The following is a 21,452-nucleotide window of genomic DNA, read 5'->3' as shown; positions in this document are numbered from 1 at the left end:
GGTTCACAAAACTGGCATCAACACGAAAGATGACATCATCTTCCGAAATCAACCAAAGGAATCCCAGACACAACCAACCCAACCACCCGGACGGGCAACCAGGCCAGCCATGCCACAGGGACAAAAAATTTGGCATTGACTAACAAGCACACTGTTGAGTTCTCAAACAACCGACACACACCGCCTCCGACCTCGTTCCCGAGGCCCTTGCGCGGGGCGCTTCCTTCGTTCTGAATCCTACCAGACCCGGCCGTTCGTCCCGGACCGGTGAAAACCGGATTTCCGTTCAGAAATGTACCTGATCCAGACACCCTCACCGCACTCACGGGGCAGCACTGTGCTCCGAGAAAACTGGTGGGAGTTTCGCCCGGGGGACCAGCCACTTCGCATCTGCTCCGAAGAGCTGTGCCGTGGTGTCTGTTCCTCCCTGCCGGGCGACCTCGAGAACATTACGGCGTCGTGGGCCAGGAGGTCAACTCGCTCCCTCGTGACCCGGCTCACCCCTCGCCGCCGCTCGCGCGCGCTCCCCCAGCACGCGTACGGCGTCGCGCAGCTCGGGCGGCCCGACGACGTCGAACGGCACGTCGAACATCGCGCACCGGGCCGCGAGCCCGCCCCAGGACCAGGAGCCCGTCGTCAGGCGGCACCGCCCCTCCCCCGCCGGCTCGACGACCGCGTCCGCGCCTGCCCAGCGCGCCACCGTCGCGGCGTCCGCGTGGAGCTCGACGGTGCCGCGTACCGGGTAGCTGGTGGTGGCGAACCGCTCCGCAACGAACGTCGCGACGTCGGGCGCCGGCAGCGCGCGCGGCGCGAACCGTGCCCCCGTGCCCTCGCGCGGGACCATCCGGTCGACGCGGAACGTGCGCCAGTCCTCCCTGTCGAGGTCCCACGCGACGAGGTACCACCGGCCGCCCCACGTCGCGAGGTGATGGGGCTCCGCGCGCCGCGGGGCGCGGAACCCCGCGCCCTCCGGAGCCCCCGGCGCGCGCAGCACCTCGCCGGTGCCGCCGTCGTAGTCGAACCGGAGCACGCGTCTTTCGGTCGCCGCCGTCCCGACGGCGACGAGCACGTCGGGACGCACGGTGGGGAGCTCCTGCTCCCGGCGCCCCGGCACGGCGGTCACCTCCAGAGCGTCGATGCGCGCCCGCAGCCGCGCGGGCATCACCTGCCGGATGGTCGCGAGGGCCCGGGCCGCGGCGTCCTCGACCCCGGGCAGCGCACCCGTGCGCAGGGCGACCGCGACGGCGACGGCCTGCTCGTCGTCGAACAGGAGCGGCGGCACGTCCGCCCCGGCGTCGAGCCGGTACCCGCCGTCGGGGCCCTTGGTCGCGCGCACCGGGTAGCCCAGCGTGCGCAGCCGGTCCACGTCGCGCCGCACGGTGCGCGGGCTCACCTCCAGCTGCTCCGCCAGCGTGGCCCCCGGCCAGTCGCGGCGCGCCTGGAGCAGCGAGAGGAGCCGCAGCAGTCGTCCCGAGGTCTCGAGCATGGCTCCAGCGTCGCACGAGGTAGAGGACCGGACCTGTCCGCTACCCGGAGCAGAGTCGTTCCCGACGCACGCACCGCACCCAGGAGGAGCACCGTGATCCGGACCAGAGCACTGACCAAGGACTTCGCCGTCGGGCGGGACGAGAGCCGCACCGTGCACGCCGTGCGGGGCATCGACCTCGACGTCGCGCCGGGCGAGCTCGTCGCCGTCCTCGGCCCCAACGGGGCCGGCAAGACGACCACCCTGCGCATGCTCACCACGCTGACCCGGCCGACGTCGGGCACCGCCACCGTCGCGGGACACGACGTCGTCGCCGAGCCCGACGCCGTCCGCCACCGCATCGGGTACGTCGGGCAGGGCAACGGGGCCGGGCACGCGCAGCGGGCCGTCGACGAGCTCGCGAGCCAGGGCCGCATCCACGGCCTGGACCGCCGGACCGCCCGGCGACGCGCCGACGAGCTGCTCGACTCCCTCGAGCTCACGGCGCACGGCACCCGCAAGGTGTCCGACCTCTCCGGCGGGCAGCGCCGTCGGCTCGACGTCGCCATGGGTCTCGTGCACGCGCCGTCGCTCCTCTTCCTCGACGAGCCGTCCACGGGTCTCGACCCGCACAACCGCGCGAACCTGTGGGAGCACGTCCTGCGCATGCGCGACGACGCCCGCGCGACGACGGGCGAGCCCATGACGATCGTCCTCACGACGCACTACCTCGACGAGGCCGACACCATGGCCGAGCGGGTCGTCGTCGTCGACCACGGGCGCGTCATCGCCGACGACACGGCCGCGAACCTCAAGGCCGAGCTCGCCGGGGACCGCGTCCTCGTGACGCTCGCGCCGTCGGGCGGTCGCGCGCACGACGACGCCGCCCACCTCACCGCGCTGGCCCGCCGCGTCGAGGGCTTCCGCGAGGTGGCCCGCACGCCCGAGGGCGCGGACGCCGTCGGGCCTGACGCCGAGCCCGACACCGGGCCGGAAGCCCGGCCCGGCAGCGCACCCGCGCTCGAGATCCGCGCCGAGCGGGGCGACGCCTACCTGCCCCGGCTGCTGCGCGCGGCGGACGCCGCAGGGATCGCCGTCGACACCGCCCAGGTGCGCCGGCCCACGCTCGACGACGTCTTCCTCGCCCTCACCGGGCGCAGCCTGCGCGAGGCGGGCGCCACCACGGGCGCCGACGCCCACCCCACCGAGAGGACCGCAGCATGAGCACCGTCACCACGACCCCGACCACCCCGCGCACGGCACCGAGCCACGCGTACGCCCCGCGCCGCGGCCTCGCCGCCTTCGCGCGCGACACCGGCATCGTGCTCGTGCGCGAGCTGCGGCCCGTGCTGCACGACCCGTTCTCCGTGCTCTTCGGGCTCGTCCAGCCGATCGTCTTCCTCGCGCTGTTCGGACCGCTCCTCGTCGGGTCGCTCGGCGGCACGACGACCGGCCAGGAGGTCCTGGGCGGCAACGTCTGGCAGTGGTTCGTGCCGTCGATCCTCGTCATGACGACGCTGTTCGGGACGTCCACGACGGGCGCGAACCTCCTCGTCGAGCTGCAGACGGGGGCACACGAGCGGATGCTCGTCGCGCCGCTCTCGCGCGAGTCGCTCCTCGTCGGGCGCGCGCTTAAGGAGATGGTCCCGATCGTCGCGCAGTCCGTCGTCGTGGTGCTCGTCATGCTGCCGTTCGGCTTCGAGCTGCACCCCGCCGGCGCCGTCGTGGGGCTGGTGCTGCTCGCCGTCTTCGGCGTGGGGATCGGCTCCCTCAGCTACGCGCTCGCGCTCGCCGTCCGCAAGCAGGACTGGATGTTCTGGGTCGTGCAACAGACGCTCGTCTTCCCGCTCATGATCCTGTCCGGCATGCTCCTGCCGCTCGAGACCGGACCCCGCTGGATGCAGGTCGCGTCCGACGTCAACCCGCTGCGCTACGTGGTCGACGCCGAGCGGGCGCTCTTCGCGGGCGACCTCACGGCGTCCGCCGTCGCGTGGGGGTGGGTCGCCGCCGTCGTGACGGCCGCCGTCGGGCTCGCCGTCGGGATCCGGACCATGGTGCGGACGACCGACTGAGCACGGGAGCGCTTCGGCCCGGCCCTCCAGCCCCGGGTCACCCGGGGGACGGTGTCGTCGCCGGGGCGAGATGCGAGAAGTGGCCCCTGCGGCGAGTCCGTCAGGGGCCACTTCTCCCGTCTCACGCCGGGAGCGGTCCCGGCCGGCGGGCTCAGGCGGTGTGCTCGCGGAAGGCGTCGGTGAGCGTGGGGCCGTCGTCGGTGCCCAGGCGCCAGACGCTCCAGCCGTCGGCGGTGTGGGTGCCGGAGACCGCGACCGCGGCGAGGTCCGGGTGGCGGAACCGGGCGCCGTCGGACAGCTCGATGAAGCCGTCGGGCTGGAGCACCGCCTCGAAGCGCTGCCCGCGCCGGGGCCGCGACCAGACGAGCTGGCGCGGGGCGCCGAACGCGCGGGCGAGCGCGACGAGGTCCGGGTCGTCCTCGGGGCCGAGCGGCAGGTCGGCCGCGGGCGGGGACGGCACCGGCGCGACGTCGCGGCTCCTCGACGGGAGGTCCGGCCCCGTGCCGAGGTCGACGGGCGGGTGGTACGACAGCGGGTCGTACGGGCGCTCCTGCGCCGGGCTGCGCTGGTCGCCGTACTCGTGCGTGAGGTACGACTCGCGCGTCCGGATCGACTCCCGGGTACGGATCGACTCGCGCGTGAGGATCGAGGTGCGCGGGGCCGGCGCCTCGTCGGCGCCCTCGACCGGGCGGCGGTCGGCCCAGGCCGTCGGCGCGGGCTCGGGCGCCGTGCGCGCGGTGAGCGGGTCGTCCAGGGGCACGAAGTCGAGCACGGGCGGCTCGGCGCGGCGCGGCTCGTCCGTCGCGGCGAGGGGGGCGAGCTGGCCCGTCTCGTCGGCCGACGTCGGCGCGACGCCGTAGGTGGTGCGGGGCTCGAGCTCGGCGGCCCGGCGGCGCTCCGCCCGGGACCTCGCGGCCTGACGCGTCACCACGGGAAACTTGCCGGTCAGGGCTCGGCCCACGGCGACGCCGTCCGCGAAGTCGGAACCGGGGGCGACGGCACGGCCCCGCGGGGGCTCGGGTGCCGCGGGTGGCGCGGGGTTGTCGCGCGTCATCGCGAGCGGGGACACGTCGACGAAGCGGCGGCCGTCGGCCCCGTGGACCACGCCGAGGCGCAGCACCGCGACCGGCGAGCCGGGCTGGCGCAGGAAGTCGAGCGCGTCCTGGATGCCGGGCGCGGCGCTCGAGCAGATGACGATGAGGCGCGCGCCCGTGGCGCGCGCGGTCGCCTGCGAGCGCGTGAGGGGCACGTTGTCGTAGAACGCGGCGACGTCCTGCTGGAAGCGCGACGCGCCGCCCGTGTAGCGCGCGGCGAGCTCGGCGCGCGTGAGGCGACCGGCGCGGCCCGCGTGGTTGAGCGCCGCAGTCAGGGCCTCCTCGGTGAGCTCGGCCGTGACCTCGATGACGACCGGGAGCCCCGCCGCGTCGAGCGCGAGGAGGTGCGGCTCGTCGTCGGACGTGCCCTGCGCGACCGGGAAGATCTGCTCGCCCAGCAGTCCTTCGAGGTTGCCGTCCACCACCCGCTGCGCGTCCGTCCCGAATGCTCCTGCCTGCTGGGGCGGCTGGACCAGTACGGGACGCTCGGCGTCCACCTCGAAGAGGGGCATCGGGGGTTCTCCTGCAGCAGCGGAAACGCGACCTGGGCGGGGGCGTATGCGCCATAGCCTACGGGGGCGGGTCAAGTCCCTCGAAGCGGGCGAACCGGTGTGCAAGGGCCGTCCGGCCCCGGTCTCCGGCCCGCGCGTCACCCGCCCGGTCAGGCGTGCCCGGTGTCCTCCGACTCGGCCGCGAGCCGCTCCTCGACGCGCTCGACCTTGCCCGTGAGCTCGCCCGTGCGACCCGGGCGGATGTCGGCCTTGAGGACCAGCGACACGCGGTGACCGCCCGCGCCGACGGCCTCGGTCGCACGCTGGATCACGGGCATGACGACGTCCCAGTCACCCTCGATCTCGGTGAACATCGACGTGGTGCGGTTCGGCAGGCCCGACTCGCGGACGATGCGGACGGCCTCGGCGACGGAGTCCGCGACGGACTCGCCGGCACCGAGCGGGGCGACGGAGAAGGCGAAGACGGCCATGGGTCCATCGTGGCACGGCGCCGCACCAAGGGCCGGGGCACCGGGACTCCCCGAGGGGACCGAGCTCCGACGTAGGCTCGTCGTCGTGACAGCAGAACACCGCACCGACCGCGTCACCGTGCTCGCGGGCGGGGTCGGCGGGGCCCGCCTCGCGCACGGTCTGGACCTCGCGGGGACGGACCTCACGGTCGTCGTCAACGTCGCCGACGACGTCGAGCTGCACGGGCTGTGGATCTCGCCCGACCTCGACACCGTGACGTACACGCTCGCCGGGCTCGCGGACGAGGAGCGCGGCTGGGGCGTCGTGGGGGAGACGTACGCGGCCCTGGAGGCGATGGGCCGGCTCGGCGAGGACACGTGGTTCACGCTCGGCGACCGCGACCTCGCGACGCACGTCGTGCGGACGGCCCGGCTGCGCACCGGCGCGCCGCTGTCCGACGTCACCGCGCAGCTCACGTCCGCGCTCCGCGTCCGGGCGCGCGTGCTGCCCGTGACCGACGACCGCGTCGCGACGCTCGTCGACACGCCCGCCGGGCGCCTCGGGTTCCAGGAGTACTTCGTGGGCCGTCGGCACGCGGACGACGTGCTCGGTCTCGTCTACGACGGCATCGACGCCGCGCGCCCGGCGCCCGGCGTGCTCGACGCGGTGACCGGCGCCGACGTCGTCGTGGTCGCGCCGTCCAACCCGTTCCTGTCGGTGGAGCCGGTGCTGGGCGTCGCGGGCGTGCGGGAGGCGCTCGCCGGGACGTCGGCGCGACGGGTCGCGGTGAGCCCGATCGTGGGCGGTCGCGCGCTCAAGGGCCCGGCGGCGCAGATCCTCACGACGCTCGGGCACGAGGTCTCCGCGCTCGGCGTCGCGCGCCTGTACGTGGGCCTGGTGGACGTCATGGTGATCGACGACCACGACGCGCACCTCGCGGACGACGTCCGCGCGCTCGGGATGGACGTCGTCGTGACGGACACGGTCATGGGCGGCGCCGCGGGCCGCGAGCGCCTGGCACGCACGCTCCTGTCGGGCCCCGCACGTGGCTGAGCCGCCCGACGCCGGCGCCCGCCCGGGTGCGGATGCCCGCCCGGGGCGCGTGGTCGCCGTCGTGCCGCTGCGCGACGGCTCGTCGGGGAAGTCGCGCCTCGCGCACGTGCTCGACCCCGCGTCGCGCAGCAGGCTGATCGGCGTGCTCGCGCGGCACGTCGTGGGCACGCTGCTCGCGAGCGAGGACGTGGAGCGCGTGGTCGTCGTGACGTCGGACCCGCGGTTCACGTGGCGGGCGCTGCGGGACGTCGTGGTGGACGGCGCCGCCGCGGCGACGGACGACGGCGAGGGTCTGCCCCTCCTCACCGCCGACGCCGACCGGCTGCGCATCGTGCTCCAGCCCGCGGACCGGCCCGGTCTGGACGCGGCGGTGGAGCTGGGCCGGGAGCTCGCGGCGGAGGACGCGGCGGCCCGGGGCCCGGTGCGGCTCCTCGTGGCGCACGCCGACCTCCCGGCGCTCACGACCGCGGACGTCGCGGCGCTGCTCGCCGAGGACGCCCCGGTCGTCGTCGCGACGGACCGGGTCGGGGCGGGCACGAACCTGCTCGTCCTCGACTACCCGGCCACCGCGCCGTCGAGCACGACCCTGCTGTCGGGAAGCGGCGCAGAACGCCAGGAACCTCGTGCTCGGCCCGACGGCGGTTCCGGCGGCGAGGGGTTCCGTTTTCAGTTCGGGACGGGCAGCCGCGCGGCGCACGTCGCGGAGGCCGAGCGGCTCGGGCTGCGGGCCGTCGTCGTGCAGCGGCCCGGGACCGCCGTGGACCTGGACACGCTGGACGACTGGGGCGAGCTGCCCCCGCCCGTGCGGGGCGCCGTCGGGCTGCACGTCCCGGCGCTGCGCGACCACGACGCCTGACCCGGCACCCGCCCGCCCCGCTACGACGGCCAGGTACCGAGCTCCTCGGCGGGCGCCGCGAGGCCGGCCCGCACGTCGGCGAGGAGGCGCTGCCACGCGCCCTCGTCGAGCGGCCCGGCGCAGTCCAGCGCGAGGACCACGGACTGCGTCGACGCGTCGCCCTCGAACGTCGGCACGCGCACGACGCGCGCCGCCCCGCGCACCCGCACCTCGCCGCGTGGGGTCGTCACCGTCCAGTCCTGGGCCGCGGCGTTCACCCCCTGGCGGGTCACGCCGTCGGCGAGGAGGGGCAGCAGGACGTCGCGGGGAGCCGTGAGGTCGCCGCCGTCCGCGGCGACCGTCTCCGCGAGGAGGGCGGCGGACGCGTCGCGCGGGCCCGCCGTCGGTGCCGCCGGGTCCGCCGTGGCACGTGACGACAGCACGCACGCGCCGCTCGCGCCGACGACCTGCCACCCGGACCGCGCGACGAGCGGTGTCGCGCCGGCCGCGCCGCCGAGGCTCGTGACCTCGGGGGGAGCGGCCGCGGCCGTGGCCGCCTCCCCCGGCTCGGCGGAGGTGCCCGCCGTCGGCTCGTCGGAGCCACCCGGAGGCCGCCCCGGGTCGCCCGAGGCGGTCGGGTCGTCGGCCGGGACCTCGGCGGGCGGCCGGTCCGTCCGCGTCGCGGACGCCGCGCCCGTCGGGTCCTCGGGCGTCGCGCTCCCCGTGCACGCTCCCGCGCCGAGGACGGCGAGCGCGAGCCCGACGGCGAGCGCCCCCGCCCGCGAGCGCGTCACGACCGGCCTCCCCAGCGGCCGCGGTGCACGACGTCGTCGAGCGGCTTGCGCGCGCGACGGCGCGGCGAGCCCGTGGCCGCCCGGTCGGCGGGGTGCCCGACGGCGACGACCCCCGTCGGCGCGTACGCGTCGGGGATGCCGAACGCCGCGCGCAGGCGCCCGACCTCGCCCGGCGCGACGCCGAAGAAGCACGCGCCGAGCCTTTCGTCGACGGCGGTCTGGAGCATGAGCAGCGCCGCCATCCCGGCGTCGACGTGCCAGTACGGCACGGCCCAGCGGTTCTCGTCGCGGTCCGCCCAGCCCTTGTCGTCCTCGGCGTACCGGTCGAGGTAGACGTCCTTCGACGTGAGGACCACGACGAGCACGGGCGCGGTGCGCATCCCGGCGAGCCACGTGCTCATGCTCCGCTCGGGCTGCTCGGGCGAGGTCGCGGACCAGAAGCGCGCGACGTCGTCGGGCTCCGTGAGCACGAGGAACGACCACCCCTGAGCGAACCCCGCGCTCGGCGCGCGGACGGCGTTGCGCACCAGGCGGTCGACGGCGTGCGGGTCGACCGGCTCGTCGGTGAACCGGCGCACCATGCGCCGGCGTCGGACGACGTCCTGGAACTCCACGCGGCCCCCTCGGCACGGTCCGGGATCAGGTCCCCGCACCCTATCCGGCGACGCGCCGCGTCATCCGCAGCTCGAGGAGGCGGGGGTCGCTCGGGAGGGGCTGGGTCTCGCCGGTCGGCGCGAAGCCTGCGCGCTCGTAGAGGCGGAGCGCGGGAGCGTTGGTCGCGGTGACCCAGAGCGCGAGCGTGCGCGCGCCGAGCCCGGCCGCGAGGTCGTCGGCGCGCGCCAGGAGCGACGCCGCCACACCGCTCCCCCGCGCGCCGGGCTCGACCCACACGGACACGAGCTCGGCCACGGTCGGGTCGTCGGGCGAGGGAACGACGGCCGCGACCCCGACCACGGGACCGGGCGACCGGCCGCTCCCGGGCGGGGCGCCGTCGTCGGACTTGCCGCGGTCGCCAGGCGGGCCGCCGTCGAACGTCGTCCGCGCCAGGAGCGTGCCCCCCTGCGCCGCGCGCTCTCGCCACACGTCGTCGGGGAAAGCGACCTCGCGCGCGAGGGTCGAGCCGAACGCGGACGGCGCGTCCGCGAGCGCCCGCAGGCGGACGTCCCGCAGGTCGCGCCAGTCGTCCGGCCGGGTGCGCTCGACGAGCGTGGTGGGCATCGGCCCATCGTGGCAGCCCGGCCCGACGTCGGTGCGCCGGACCGGGCCGCTCGCGCGGCTCAGGCCGCGTCGAGGCGTGCGCGCAGCTCGGGGTCGAGCTCGAGGTCGGCCGCGCCGAGGAGGTCGTCGAGCTGCTCGACCGTGCTGGGCCCGACGACCGGGATCACCGCGTGCTCGCCCCCGAGGAGCCACGCGAGCGCGACCTGGTTCGGCGTCGCGCCGAGCTCGCCCGCGACCTCGTGCAGGAGGCGGATCCGCTCGCGCGTGGTCGGGTGGTCGAACCCGTCCCAGAGCGGCTTGTCCCGGCGCACGTACGCGCCCTGGAGGATCGGCGAGTAGGCGGTGACGGCGAGCGGCGGGCGGCCCTCGACGCCCGTGGACGCCGCGTAGTCGAGCAGCTCGTACGACGCCCAGTTGTGCCGTCCCGGCTCGGGCGTCGGGTAGGCGTAGGTGTAGTTCTGCTGGACGAGCCCGTAGGGCGCGACGCCCTGGCGCAGCGCCTCCTCGCGCGCCTCGACGACGCGCCACAGCGCGACGTTCGAGATGCCCGTGATGCCGACGACGCCCTCCGCCTGGAGCTTGCCGAACGCGCCGACGGTCTCGGCGAGCGGCGTCCCGTGGTCGTCGACGTGCCCGTACAGGACGTCCAGGTGGTCGACGCCGAGGTGGCGCAGGCCCTCGTGCGCCTCGTCCGCGACGACGTCGGCGCCGAGCCCCTGGAAGTTCGTCGGCTCGACGTTCTGCAGCGGCAGGGCCGGGTCCTTCTTGGCCGCGCCCAGCTTCGTCGCGATCCGGACCTCGTCGCGGGCGCCGCGGCTCGCGAGCCAGCGGCCGAGCAGGTCCTCGCTGTCGCGGCCGTGGCCACCGGCCCAGAAGCTGTAGTTGTTCGCGGTGTCGAGGAACGTGCCGCCCGCCTCGCGGTAGCGGTCGAGGATCGCGAACGACGTGTCCTCGTCGACGAGCGTGCCCATGTTCATCGTGCCGAGGCACAGGGTCGACACCTCGAAGGAGGTGCGCCCGTCGCCGATGGTGCGGTACCGCATGGTGGTCTCCCTGGGTCTGTCGGTGGTCCGAGCGGTCCGTGGTGGACCCGTGGTCTCGGTGACGTGCTCCACGCTAGGGAGGCATCGGCACGGGTGTACGGTCCGATGCCATGGCCGTCGACCAGACCAATCTGCCGTCCGAGCGCCCCGGGCCGACGGCGGCGCTCGCCTGGGAGGCCCTGCTCGACCTGGGCGCGGGGGCGGGGTCCCGCGTCGAGCGGCTCGAGCGCGCGGTCCGCGACGCCGTGCACGCCGGCCGCGTCCCCGTCGGCGCGGCGCTCCCGCCGAGCCGACAGCTCGCCGAGTCGCTCGGGGTGTCGCGGTGGGTCGTCACCGAGGCGTACGGCCAGCTCGTCGCCGAGGGCTCCCTCGAGGCGCGCACCGGCTCCGCGACCCGCGTCTCCGCCGCAGCCGGGGCACGATCGACGAGCCCGAGGGGAACGAGCGCGCTGGGCGAGCGGCCCACGAGCCCGGCGGGAACGACGGTGCGCGCGGGTCGTGGCGGGCCTGGCGGGAGCCGCGAGGAACGAGCGGCGGACGGTAGACCCGCGCGCGCCGTCGTTCCCGCCGGGCGGACCGACACCGGCAGGATCCACGCCGCGCGCGCCCGGTTCGACCTCGCACCGGGCGTCCCCGATCTCCGGCACGTCCCGCGCGACGCGTGGCTCCGCGCGGCACGCGAGGCGCTCGGCACGTCCGGCGGGACGGCGTCGAACGACGACCTCGGGCAGCCCGCCCCCGCCGGGCACCCGCACGCGCGCGCCGTCGTCGCCGGCCACCTGCGCCGGGCGCGCGTCGTCACGGGGCCGGACGACGCCGTCGTGCTGACGCGCGGCGCGACGGACGGCATGGCGCGCGTCGCCGCCGTGCTCGTCGAGGCGGGCCACACGCACCTGCTCGTCGAGGACCCGAGCTGGTCGGTGCTGCGCGACGTCGCGGCGCGCGCCGGTCTCACCCCCGTCCCGGTCCCCGTGGACGCCGAGGGCGCGGACGTCGGCGCGCTCGTCGACGCGTCCCGGCGGACGGGCGCGCGGGCCGCGCTCCTCACGCCCGCGCACCAGTTCCCCACCGGCTCCGCGCTCGCGCCCGAGCGGCGCGAGGCCGTCCTCGCCTGGGCGCGGGACGTCGACGGCGTCGTCGTCGAGGACGACTACGACGCCGAGTTCCGCTACGACCGCCGACCCGTCGCCGCGCTCCAGCAGCTCGACCCCGACCGGGTCGTGCTGCTCGGCTCGGTGAGCAAGACGATGAGCCCCGCGTTCGGCGTCGGGTGGATGGTCGTGCCCGCCCGCTGGCGCGAGTCCGTCGCGCGCGCGGCCGCCCCGCACGGCCCGACGGCGGCCCCGTCCACCGTCGACCAGCTCACGTTCGCGCGGCTCGTCGCGTCCGGCGGCTACGACCGTCACCTGCGCGCCGCGCGCGGGCGCTACCGCCGCCGTCGCGACGCCGTGCTCGACGCCCTCGCCCGCGAGCTGCCCGGCGCCGCGGTGCGCGGCATCGCGGCGGGGATGCACGCGCTGCTGTCCCTGCCGGGCTCGCCGGACGGTCCCGCGCCCGACGCCGCGCACGTCGTGCGCGAGGCCGCGCGGCGCGAGGTGACCGTCGTCGACCTGCGCCGCTACCAGGTGCGCCCCGCCGAACAGTCGACGACCCTCGTGCTCGGGTACGGCAACCTCGCCGACGCCCGCGTCGACGACGCCGTCGCCCGGCTCGCCGACGCGGTGCGGAGCGCCCGCGGTAGCCTCGTCAGCCCTTCAGGACGGTGACGAGCGCGGGGAGCGGATCCGGGAGGTCGCGCGCCCGGCGCTCCTCCACCCACGCCCCCCGCACGACCTCGCTCCAGGTCGGCTCCGCCCGGCATCGCGCGGCGATGCGACCAGCCAGGTCGGGCCGGCCCACGATCGCCTCCTCGACGATCCCTGCCCCGAGCCGCGTGACGAGGCGCTCGTCCCCGCTCGCGACGGCCTGCGCGACGAGCGCGTCGAGCAGCGGCAACGGGTCGGCGTCGTGCTCCACAACGCTCCGTACCTCTCCCGCGACCCCGACCTCCGCCTCCGCCCGCAGACGCTCGGCCCGCGCGCCCTCGGTCAGCAGGAGCCAGCCGAGGTAGCGGCGTGCGAGGTCCTCCGGAGTCGACATGCGCCCGATGCTGCCACGCCGGGCCGCGAGGTCACTCGTCGTGGGACAGGAGGCTGAACTCGGCGAGGAGCTCGCCGATCTCGGTGGCGTCCACCTTCTTCTGGAGCCGGTCGCGCAGGATCCGCGGCCCGGGGATGTCGAGCTCCTCGCCGTCGCGCAGGGCGCTCACCGCGGCGAGCAGCTTGCGGACGTCGTACGTGCTGTTGAAGACCTCGGGCACGCCGCGCTCCAGGTCGAGCAGCTGGTAGGCCGCCTCCATGCCGGTGCGCACGGAGTACTCGGTGGTGAAGATCGTGTCCCGCGTCGTCTCGGCGAACTGGCCGATGAACGCGAAGTTGCGTGCGCCGTCGGGCACGACCTGGGGCCGGTCGCCCGCGTGCCGGGGCATGAAGAACGCCGTGACGTACGGCATCATCACGGGCACGCAGCTCGCGGCCTCGGCGGCGAGGGTCGGGATGTCGGCCTCCGGCACGCCGAGGTGGTAGAGCCACTCCTGCGTGATCTCCTCGCCCGTGCACTCCTGGAGCGACTTCTTCACGTAGTCGCCCGGGGTGTCCACGAACAGGCCGTAGACCCACACGACGATCTCGTCGGGCGACTGCGCCTTGAAGTGCGGCTGCCGGTTGACGGTCCAGCTCATCAGCCACGCCGAGTCGCGCGCGGTGACGATCCCGCCCGTGACGACCTTGCCGCTGAACGGGTCGCGCTTGCAGATGCGCTCGATGTGCTCGGGGATGCGTCGGTCGAGCGTCGTGACGGTCGCGGACTGCCACTTGGTGAGCGGGATGTCGGTGCTGAACACGTCGGGCCGGCCGAACGACGGGTCCTTGGCCGCGACGCGCCGCCACAGGTCCCACGCGGGCGCAGGCCCCGTGTCGAGGCGCGCGGGCGTGTGCTGGTCGCCGTTGTCGGAGTTCTCCGTGAGCGAGCCGATGGTCGCGATGACGAGGTCGTCCTCGCCGAGGTCGATCGTCCGCTCGACGGCGGCCCCGCCGGACTGGTGGGCCGCCGCGTGGTCCAGCAGGTGCAGCCGCGTGGCGACCTTGCGGTCCGGGGCGAGGTCGAAGTCGACGTCGGTGACCTCGACGTGGAACCGGAACGTCACGCCCCGGTCCATGAGCCAGCGCGTGAGCGGCAGCACCATCGACTCGTACTGGTTGTACTTGGTGAACTTGAGCGCCGAGAGGTCGGGCAGGCCGCCGACGTGGTGGATGAACCGGTGCAGGTAGAGCTTGAACTCGAGCGCGCTGTGCCACTCCTGGAACGCGAACATCGTGCGCCAGTAGAGCCAGAACTGGCTGTCGAGGAAGTGCCGCGACATGACGTCCTCGATCGACTTGCCCTCCATGTCCTCGCGGCGCGCGAGGAAGATCTTCGTGATCTCCTTCTGCGCCTTCTCGTCGAGGCGGAACAGGTTGTCGAAGTGCGCGTCCTTCCCGCGGTCCTCGGTGACGCGCTGGAGCGAGAAGTTCGGGTCGTCCTTGTTGAGCCAGTAGAACTCGTCGAGGACCGAGACGCCCTCGGTCTCGATCGACGGGACGGAGCGGAACAGGTCCCACAGGCACTCCATGTGGTCCTCGAGCTCGCGCCCGCCACGGATCACGAACCCGCGCCGCGGCTCCTTGATGCCGTCGAGCGCGCCGCCGGGGAGCCGGAGCCGCTCGTAGACGGTGATCTTCTCCCCCGGCACCTGGCCGTCGCGGACGAGGAAGCCCGCCGCGGAGAGCGACGCGAGGCCCGCTCCCACCAGGTGCACGGACCCGAGCCGGTCCGTCCGCTCCGGCCTGCGCGGCCGCGCGAACGCCTCGTAGTTGCCGCTGGAGTAGTACATGGCCTGCCCCTCACCGCCGACGACGTGGACGGAGCACCGCCCGCGGTGGTGCTCCCCTGCCATGCTCGCGCCGGGATCGACGGACCGCACCTCGGTGCCTGGACGCACCCCCCGGGGACGCGCGCCCGTGCGGGGCCGGGGCGGCCGTGCGCCGTCGGGCGGTCGGCCGCCCGACGGGCTCAGAGCCGCTCGGCAAGCAGCTCGACGAGCGCCTTGCCCTGCACGCCGGCGAGGTCGTCGGCCTGCGTGCGGCACGAGAAGCCGTCCGCGAGGTACACGTCGCCGGGGGCGGCGTCGCGCAGCGCGGGCAGCAGCGCGTTCTCCGCGACGGCGACCGACGTCTCGTAGTGGCCCTTCTGCATGCCGAAGTTCCCCGCGAGCCCGCAGCAGCCGGCGAGCACCTTGATCGTCGCGCCCGCGTCGCGCAGCAGCCGCTCGTCCGCGGCGAAGCCCATCACCGAGTGCTGGTGGCAGTGCGGCTGCACGACGGCCGTCACGTCCGACAGGTCGGGCACGCGCCACCCGGACTCGCGCCCGGGCGCGGTGTCGACCGACGTGAGGAGCTCGGCGAGCGTGCGCGTCGCGGCGGAGACCGCCTGGGCGCGCGGGTCGTCGGGGAACAGGTCCACGAGGTCGGAGCGCAGCACGGCCGTGCACGACGGCTCGAGGCCCATGATCGGGATGCCGTTCACGGCGTACGGGCCGAGCACGGACAGCAGGTTCTCCAGGCGCTTGCGCGCGCCGTCGAGCTGGCCCGTGCTGATCCACGTGAGGCCGCAGCACGCCTGCTCGTCGGGCACGACGACGTCGTACCCGGCCGCCGTGAGCACCTTGACGGCCGCCTGCGGCACCCCCGGCGACATGTTGTCGCTGAACGAGTCGGTCCACAGGACGACCTTCGGGCGCTCGTCGCGCACGGGGCGGCCGGGCCGCTGCCCGATGCGCAGGCCGGGCACGCCCTGGGTCGCGCCGCCGCGCCTCCACCACGTGCGGAACGGCACCTCGGCGAACTCTGTCATGGAGCGGCGCGTGTCCATGCCGCCCGCCCACAGGACCGCCTTCGCGAGCGGCCGGAACCCGAGCAGCTTGTTGGCCAGGCGCGGCATGCCCGTCGCGAGGCGCGCCCAGACCGGGAGCCAGCCCAGCGAGTAGTGGTCGACGGGGCGCAGCCTGCCGCGGTACGTCCGGTACAGCACCTCGGACTTGTACTGCGCCATGTCGACGCCCGCGGGGCAGTCGCTCGAGCACGCCTTGCAGGACAGGCACAGGTCGAGCGACTCGCGCACCTCGGGCGCCGCGAGACCGCCGACGAGCGTGCCGTTCACCGCCTCCTGGAGCACGCGGGCGCGGGCGCGCGTGACGTCCTTCTCGTCCTTCGTTGCCTGGTACGACGGGCACATGAAGCCGCCCGCGGCGCTGGTGTCGGCGCGGCACTTGCCGACGCCGACGCACCGGTGCACGGCCTGGGTCATGTCGCCGTGGTCGTGCGCGAACGAGAAGCCCTGGTAGCCGGCGCGACGCGAGATCTTCGTGACCTTCGCGGGCGCGGCCGTGCTCGTCCCGGGTGTCCCCGGCGCGCCGACCTTCGACAGCAGCGGGTGCGCGTGCGGGCGGCGCAGGTCGTCGTCGACGGCGCTCGGGCGCACCACGACGCCCGGGTTCATGACGTCCTGCGGGTCGAACAGTGCCTTGAACCGCTCCATGAGCGCGATCGCCTCGGGGCTGTACATGACCGGCAGCAGCTCCGAGCGCGCGCGGCCGTCGCCGTGCTCTCCCGAGAGCGAGCCGCCGTACTTCGCGACGAGCTCGGCCGCCTCCAGCATGAACGTGCGCAGCACCGACCCCGACGCCTCGAGCGGGATGTCGATGCGCAGGTGCACGCACCCGTCGCCGAAGTGCCCGTACGGCAGGCCGTCGACGCCGTAGCGCGCCATGAGCGCGTCGAGGTCGCGCAGGTAGTCGCCCAGCTTCTCCGGCGGGACGGCGGAGTCCTCCCAGCCCGGCCACGCCTGCTCGCCCGCGGGCGTGCGCCCGGCGAGCCCCGCGCCGTCGGCCCGGATCTGCCACATCTTGGTCGCCTCGGGGCCCGCGGGCAGGATCATCGTGGCCTCGCTGCCCGACGCCGCGACGATCGCCTCCGCGTTCGCCATCGCCTCCTCGGGGGTCGCGCCGCCGACCTCGACCATGAGCCAGCCGGCGCCCGGGGGCAGCGGCGGCACGGACGCGTCGCCCTTGGCGCGGCGCACGACGTCGACGAGCCGCGCGTCGAGACCCTCGACCGCGAGGGGGCTGAGGCCGAGGAAGGTCGGGACGTCGTCGGCCGCCGACGGCATGTCCGGGTAGCCCAGCACGACGAGGGTCGGCTTGGACGGCACCGGCACCAGGCGCACCGTGGCCTCGAGGATCGTCACGAGCGTGCCCTCGGTGCCGACGAGCGCCTTCGCGAGGTCCGACCCGTTCTCCGGCAGCAGGTGCTCGAGCGAGTAGCCCGACACCTGGCGCCCGAACCGCCCGAACTCCGTGCGGATGAGCGCGAGGTTCTCGCGGACGAGCTCCGCCAGTCCGGGGACCGCCGCGAACGTCGGGTCGCCCTTGCCGGCCGTGAAGCGGCGCCCGCGGCCGTCGACGACGTCGAGCGCGACGACGTTGTCGACCGTGCGCCCGTACGCGACGGCGTGCGGCCCGCACGCGTTGTTGCCGATCATGCCGCCGAGCGTCGCGCGGTTCTGCGTCGAGGGGTCCGGGCCGAACCGCAGCCCGTGCGGCGCCGCCTCCTGCTGGAGCGTCGACATGACGACGCCCGGCTCGATGCGCGCCGTGCGCGCCTCCGGGTCGACGTCGAGCACGCGGTTCACGTGCCGCGTGAAGTCCAGGACCACGCCCGGCCCGATCGAGTTCCCCGCGACCGACGTCCCCGCCCCGCGCGCCGTGACCGGCACCTCGAGCTCGCGCAGCACGTCCAGCGCGGCGACGACGTCGTCCGCGTCCTGCGGGTAGACCACGGCCTCGGGCACCACGCGGTAGTTCGACGCGTCGGTCGAGTACTCCGCGCGGCGTCGCGTCGCGGTGTCGACCGTGCCGCGCACGACCGTCCGCAGCGCGTCCGCGAGCGCCGTGCGCGCGGCGTCGGCCGCCCGTTCCGCCTCGCGGACGGCAGCGGCGCGCTCAGCCTCCGGCGACGTCGTCGCGCGGGAGCCGGACCGCCGCGAGCCGTTCCCGTGCTGCGAGGCGGGGGTCGTGGTGGCGTCGATCTCAGCGGACACGTCGCGATTGTCGCACTCCCTGCCCCCGACCCTCCGCCCCGTCCGCCCCCTGACCCCCGATCTGCCGAGGTAGAGCCCTGGTCTGCCGAGGTAGAGGCGTGGTCCGTCGAGGTAGAAGGGTGGTCCGCCGACGTAGAGGCCTGGTCATGCCAGACGGCGCGGGGTCACCGATCACGGCCGAGGTTGCGGCCGGCATGGGCACCTGATGCCCGACGGCGGCCGGTCGCCCACGGCGGGCGGGTCGCCGCTGCCCGACGTGAGCGAACGACGCCGCGGGTGGTTCGCCCAGGTGAGCGAAGACCACGGCGAGACGACGCCGGGCGGGGTGGGTGGTGGTGCCGCGTCGTGGCGGCCCTGGAACGAGGGATCGTCCGGAGTGAGCTTGCGAACGCAGGACGATCCCGACCGAGAAGGCGGGAGCGACGCGAGGAACGAGCGGCGCGGATGGTAGACGCGGCACCACCACCCACCCCGACCACCCGACGCAACCACACGCCGTCGGGCACGAGAACCACGGCTCTACCTCGGCAAACCACAGCTCTACCTCGGCAGACCACAGCTCTACCTCGGCAGACCACGGCTCTACCTCGGCAGACCAGGGCTCTATCTCGGCAGACCTGGGCTCTATCCCGTGAGTCAGAGGACGAGCTCCGGCTGGAGCTTCTTGATGGTCCAGACGCGCTGCTTGCGGGCGGCGACCGTCGTCAGGGCGAGGGCGGCGACCAGCACGACGACGAGCACCGTGACGTCGCGCGTGACCGTCGCCATGTTGCCGCCGTAGAGGAGCTGGCGCAGGCCCTCGACCGCGTACGTCATGGGCAGGAACCGGTGCATGGAGCGCAGCGGCTCGGGGATCGTCTGCCAGGGGAACGTGCCGCCCGCGGTGACGAGCTGGACGAGCATGAGCACGAGCCCGAGGAACTGGCCCGCGGCGCCGAGCCAGACGTTGAGCGCCTGGAGGATCGCGACGAACGTCGCCGACACCAGCACGAGGAACAGCGCGGTCCCGACGCCGTGGACCGGATCGATGTCGAGCGCGAACTTCGTCACGGTGAACATCGCGGCGACCTGCACGACGCCGATCGCGGCCGGGGTGAGCCACCCGCCCAGGGCGGTGGCCAGGCCCGACCTCCCGGCGGCGAGGGCCCGCGACGACAGCGGGCGCACGAGCAGGAAGAGCACGTAGGCGCCGATCCACGTCGCGAGCGACAGGAAGAACGGCGCGAGGCCGCCGCCGTACGTGCCCGCGGACGACAGCGCGTCGCTCTTCACGGACACGGGGTTGCCGATGGTCTCGGCGGTGTCCTGGCGGGTCTGCTCGTCGAGGTCCGGCACCTGGCCGAGACCCTCGGCGAGCCCGTCGCGGAGCTGCGTGACGCCGTCGACGAGCTCGCCCGAGCCGTCGCGCAGCTGCGACGTACCGTCCGCGAGCGAGGTCGCGCCGTCGGACACCTGGCGCGTGCCGTCAGCGAGCTGCGAGACGCCGTCCACGAGCTGCGGGGTCGCGGCGGCGAGCTGTCCGGTGCCGTCGGCGAGGCGGTCCGCGCCGTCGGCGGCGCTCGCGATGCCGGAGGTCAGCTGCGGCGTCGCGCCCGCGAGCCGGGCCGCGCCGTCGGACACCTGGCGCGACCCGTCGGCGAGCTGGTCGAGCTTCCCGGACGCGGCGGTCACCTGGTCGACGGCGCCCTGCACCTGCTCGCGCTGCTGGTCGAGCACGGGCCCGACCTGCGCCCGCACCTGGTCCGCGGTCGCCCGGTCGATGACGCCGTCGGCGACGAGCTGGTCGAGCCGGGCGTCGACGTCGCCGCGGATCGTGTCGAGCGTCGGGAGCACCTCGCCCGCGGCTGCGGCCGCCTGCTGCCCGTACTGCGCGACCTGCGCGTTCCCGTCCGCGACCTGCGCGGCGCCGTCGGCGAGCTGCTGGGTCTGGGCCGGCAGGGACGCCGTCGCGCCCCGGAGCGTGCCGAGCCCGGACGCGAGCGCCTCCGCGCCGTCGTCGAGCTGCCCGACGGCGTCCGCGAGCGTCCCGGTGCTCGCGTCGAGACGCTCGGCGCCGTCGGCGGCCTGGCCCGCGCCCTCGGCGAGGGTGTGCGCGCCGTCGTCCGCGGTGACGAGGCCGTCGCGGAGCTGCGTCGACCCGTCGAGGAGCTGGTCCGCGCCGTCCACGGCGTCGGCGAGGTTGGTGTGGATGGACGCGAAGCCGCGCAGGAACGTGTCCGCCGCCTCCGTGCCCACCTGCTCGGCGATCGAGTCGCGCACCTTGCCGACGATCTGGTCCGCGATCGTGCGCGCGAGGTAGTTGTTCGCGTCGTTGGTGATGAGCGTGAGGCTCGCCTGCTGCGGCTCGAACTCGCCCGCGGACGCGAGGTCCGCCGAGAAGGTCGGGCCGATGACGAGCGCGGCGTCGTACCGCCCGGACCGGACCCCGTACTCGGCGTCGACCTGACTGGTCTCGACCCAGCCGAAGCCGCCGTCGTCGAGCAGCTGGTCGGCGACGTCGCGCCCGAAGTCGCGCCGCGTCGTCGCGCCCGTCTGGGCGTCGGTGGTCGTCGTGCCCTCGTCGAGCACGACGAGCGCGGCGGGGATCTCGTCGAGCTTGTCGTACGGGTCGTGGTTCGCGAACAGGTAGAGGCCCGCGTAGAGCGTGGGGATGAGCGCCATCGCGAGGATCGCGAGGCGGGGCAGCGTGCCCGCGGCGAGGCGGCGTAGCTCGGACAGCCCGAGGCGGATCGCGGTCATCGGTCCTCCTCGGGGTCGTGCGGGGCGGCGGGCTCGTCGGTCGTGGTGGGCGCGGCGGCGGGGACGGGCTGCTCGGGAGCCGGGTCCGGCTCAGGCGCGGGGTCCGGTCCCGGCGCGGGATCGGGGTCCGACGCGAGGTCCGGGTCCGGGTCCGGCGCGGGGTCCGGGTCGCGCGGCGGCTCGGGGCGCGTGCGCAGCACGACGGCCGGCGGCTGGTGGATCGACGCGCCGCGCGCGGGCGGGAGGTCCACGCCGAGGTCGCGGGCCGAGGCGCGCGTGCACTGCACGAGCACGCCGTACCCGGCGCCGGCGAGGCTCTGCGCGACCTCCCACCAGCCCGACGGCTCTCCCCCGTGCCGGTCGGGGAGCGTGAGCACGAGGAACCGGACGTCCGGGTCCTCGGCCGCGAGCGCCGCGAGCAGCGCGGTGCGCACGACCCCCGGCACCTGGTCGAGGCGCCGCGCCCGGTCGGTGGTGAGGGAGTGGTCGGCGAGCCAGCGGGTCACGTCGGTGGGCAGCGAGCGGCGGCCGGCGAGCGCGAGGCCCTCGGCGACGACGTCGGCCACGGTGAGCGCGTCGTCGGGCTCGCTGATGCCGGGCACGTCGACGACGGCGGTCACGTCCCGCAGGGTCGCGGCGGCGCCGCGCGCGGGGCGGCCGGAGCGGTGCGACGGCGTGCTCGCCGGGGTGAGGCGGACCTCCCCCGCGGACGGGTCGAAGCGGCCTGTCGCGACGAGGGCGAGCGCGGTGTGCCCGTGCCCGGGCTCCCCGGCGACGAGCACGCACTCGCCCGTGGACCAGGCGAGGTCCATCGGCTCGAGCATGGGCTCGCGCCGCCCGTCGACGCGCACATCCGTCAGCGTGATCTGCATCCGGTTCTTCCCCTCCGTGGCGTCCCGGGCCTGCCCCGGGGCACCGTTGACTCACGGTCAACAACGCTACGC

Annotated in this window: 17 protein-coding genes; 5 read left to right on the top strand and 12 right to left on the bottom strand. The window is 75.2% G+C overall.

Translation table 11 applies throughout. From position 1 onward, the window contains the following. Positions 1–472: 472 nt before the first annotated feature. Positions 473–1,486 carry a helix-turn-helix transcriptional regulator gene (locus ACI769_RS19470; protein WP_409142156.1) on the bottom strand — a complete coding sequence of 338 codons (1,014 nt, stop codon included), beginning with the start codon at positions 1,484–1,486 and terminating at the stop codon, positions 473–475. Between the two features lie 93 nt (positions 1,487–1,579). On the opposite strand from ACI769_RS19470, the gene ACI769_RS19465 reads away from it, so the two are divergent. Both ACI769_RS19465 and ACI769_RS19460 read left to right on the top strand, forming a co-directional pair. Then, complete coding sequence (locus ACI769_RS19465; RefSeq protein ID WP_409142155.1) at positions 1,580–2,689, top strand: ATP-binding cassette domain-containing protein; 1,110 nt, start codon at positions 1,580–1,582, stop codon at positions 2,687–2,689. After that, positions 2,686–3,537 (top strand): ABC transporter permease, encoded by an 852-nt coding sequence (locus ACI769_RS19460; protein ID WP_409142154.1) that lies wholly within the window; start codon positions 2,686–2,688, stop codon positions 3,535–3,537. Before ACI769_RS19465 ends, ACI769_RS19460 begins: the two co-directional genes overlap by 4 nt. A 151-nt stretch (positions 3,538–3,688) precedes the next feature. Here the strand turns inward: ACI769_RS19460 and ACI769_RS19455 are convergent, their stop codons facing one another. Continuing rightward, entirely contained in the window at positions 3,689–5,143 is a 1,455-nt protein-coding gene (locus ACI769_RS19455; protein WP_051877000.1) for a DUF4357 domain-containing protein, read from the bottom strand. 149 nt (positions 5,144–5,292) lie between these two features. Continuing rightward, the gene (locus tag ACI769_RS19450; protein WP_021483491.1) at positions 5,293–5,613 is read right to left on the bottom strand and encodes an MTH1187 family thiamine-binding protein; all 321 of its coding nucleotides are present in this window, start codon (positions 5,611–5,613) and stop codon (positions 5,293–5,295) included. Positions 5,614–5,698: 85 nt separating this feature from the next. Here ACI769_RS19450 and cofD point away from each other — a divergent pair, with 85 nt between their 5' ends. Both cofD and ACI769_RS19440 read left to right on the top strand, forming a co-directional pair. Further along, positions 5,699–6,646, top strand: coding sequence for a 2-phospho-L-lactate transferase (gene cofD / locus ACI769_RS19445; RefSeq protein WP_409142153.1), 948 nt, complete (start codon positions 5,699–5,701; stop codon positions 6,644–6,646). After that, positions 6,639–7,502, top strand: coding sequence for a 2-phospho-L-lactate guanylyltransferase (locus tag ACI769_RS19440; protein WP_232322703.1), 864 nt, complete (start codon positions 6,639–6,641; stop codon positions 7,500–7,502). The genes cofD and ACI769_RS19440 overlap by 8 nt, the downstream gene beginning before the upstream one ends. A 20-nt stretch (positions 7,503–7,522) precedes the next feature. Here the strand turns inward: ACI769_RS19440 and ACI769_RS19435 are convergent, their stop codons facing one another. From ACI769_RS19435 to ACI769_RS19420, 4 genes are read right to left on the bottom strand one after another with little or no spacing between them, the layout of a single operon-like run. Further along, a complete protein-coding gene (locus ACI769_RS19435) occupies positions 7,523–8,275 on the bottom strand; it encodes a hypothetical protein (protein ID WP_085387345.1) in 753 nt (250 codons plus the stop codon). After that, positions 8,272–8,889 carry a nitroreductase family protein gene (locus ACI769_RS19430; RefSeq protein ID WP_085387344.1) on the bottom strand — a complete coding sequence of 206 codons (618 nt, stop codon included), beginning with the start codon at positions 8,887–8,889 and terminating at the stop codon, positions 8,272–8,274. The genes ACI769_RS19435 and ACI769_RS19430 overlap by 4 nt, the downstream gene beginning before the upstream one ends. 40 nt (positions 8,890–8,929) lie before the next feature. Further along, positions 8,930–9,493, bottom strand: a complete 564-nt coding sequence (locus tag ACI769_RS19425) for an N-acetyltransferase (protein ID WP_085387343.1) — start codon at positions 9,491–9,493, stop codon at positions 8,930–8,932. A gap of 59 nt (positions 9,494–9,552) precedes the next feature. Further along, positions 9,553–10,536, bottom strand: a complete 984-nt coding sequence (locus ACI769_RS19420) for an aldo/keto reductase (protein WP_085387342.1) — start codon at positions 10,534–10,536, stop codon at positions 9,553–9,555. Between the two features lie 110 nt (positions 10,537–10,646). Between ACI769_RS19420 and ACI769_RS19415 the strand changes: the two genes are divergently transcribed. Then, positions 10,647–12,302: a PLP-dependent aminotransferase family protein gene (locus tag ACI769_RS19415; RefSeq protein WP_085387341.1), complete on the top strand. Its 1,656-nt coding sequence runs from the start codon at positions 10,647–10,649 to the stop codon at positions 12,300–12,302. On the opposite strand, the gene ACI769_RS19410 is transcribed toward ACI769_RS19415, so the two are convergent. The 5 genes from ACI769_RS19410 to ACI769_RS19390 form a co-directional block, all read right to left on the bottom strand. Continuing rightward, positions 12,283–12,675: a hypothetical protein gene (locus ACI769_RS19410; protein WP_085387340.1), complete on the bottom strand. Its 393-nt coding sequence runs from the start codon at positions 12,673–12,675 to the stop codon at positions 12,283–12,285. The genes ACI769_RS19415 and ACI769_RS19410 overlap by 20 nt on opposite strands. 31 nt (positions 12,676–12,706) lie before the next feature. Then, a complete protein-coding gene (locus tag ACI769_RS19405) occupies positions 12,707–14,506 on the bottom strand; it encodes an oleate hydratase (RefSeq protein ID WP_085388656.1) in 1,800 nt (599 codons plus the stop codon). 179 nt (positions 14,507–14,685) lie between these two features. Beyond that, positions 14,686–17,604 carry an FAD-binding and (Fe-S)-binding domain-containing protein gene (locus tag ACI769_RS19400; RefSeq protein WP_232322773.1) on the bottom strand — a complete coding sequence of 973 codons (2,919 nt, stop codon included), beginning with the start codon at positions 17,602–17,604 and terminating at the stop codon, positions 14,686–14,688. 801 nt (positions 17,605–18,405) lie between these two features. Further along, on the bottom strand, positions 18,406–20,508 hold the full coding sequence (locus ACI769_RS19395; protein WP_409142152.1) for a YhgE/Pip family protein: 2,103 nt from the start codon (positions 20,506–20,508) through the stop codon (positions 18,406–18,408). Further along, on the bottom strand, positions 20,505–21,380 hold the full coding sequence (locus tag ACI769_RS19390; protein ID WP_391512611.1) for a hypothetical protein: 876 nt from the start codon (positions 21,378–21,380) through the stop codon (positions 20,505–20,507). Before ACI769_RS19390 ends, ACI769_RS19395 begins: the two co-directional genes overlap by 4 nt. Between the last annotated feature and the right edge of the window lie 72 nt (positions 21,381–21,452).

It is taken from the genome of Cellulosimicrobium sp. RS (genome assembly GCF_046159675.1).
In the GTDB taxonomy this organism is placed as follows: domain Bacteria; phylum Actinomycetota; class Actinomycetes; order Actinomycetales; family Cellulomonadaceae; genus Cellulosimicrobium; species Cellulosimicrobium funkei.
This window is presented reverse-complemented; position numbering and strand designations above follow the sequence as displayed.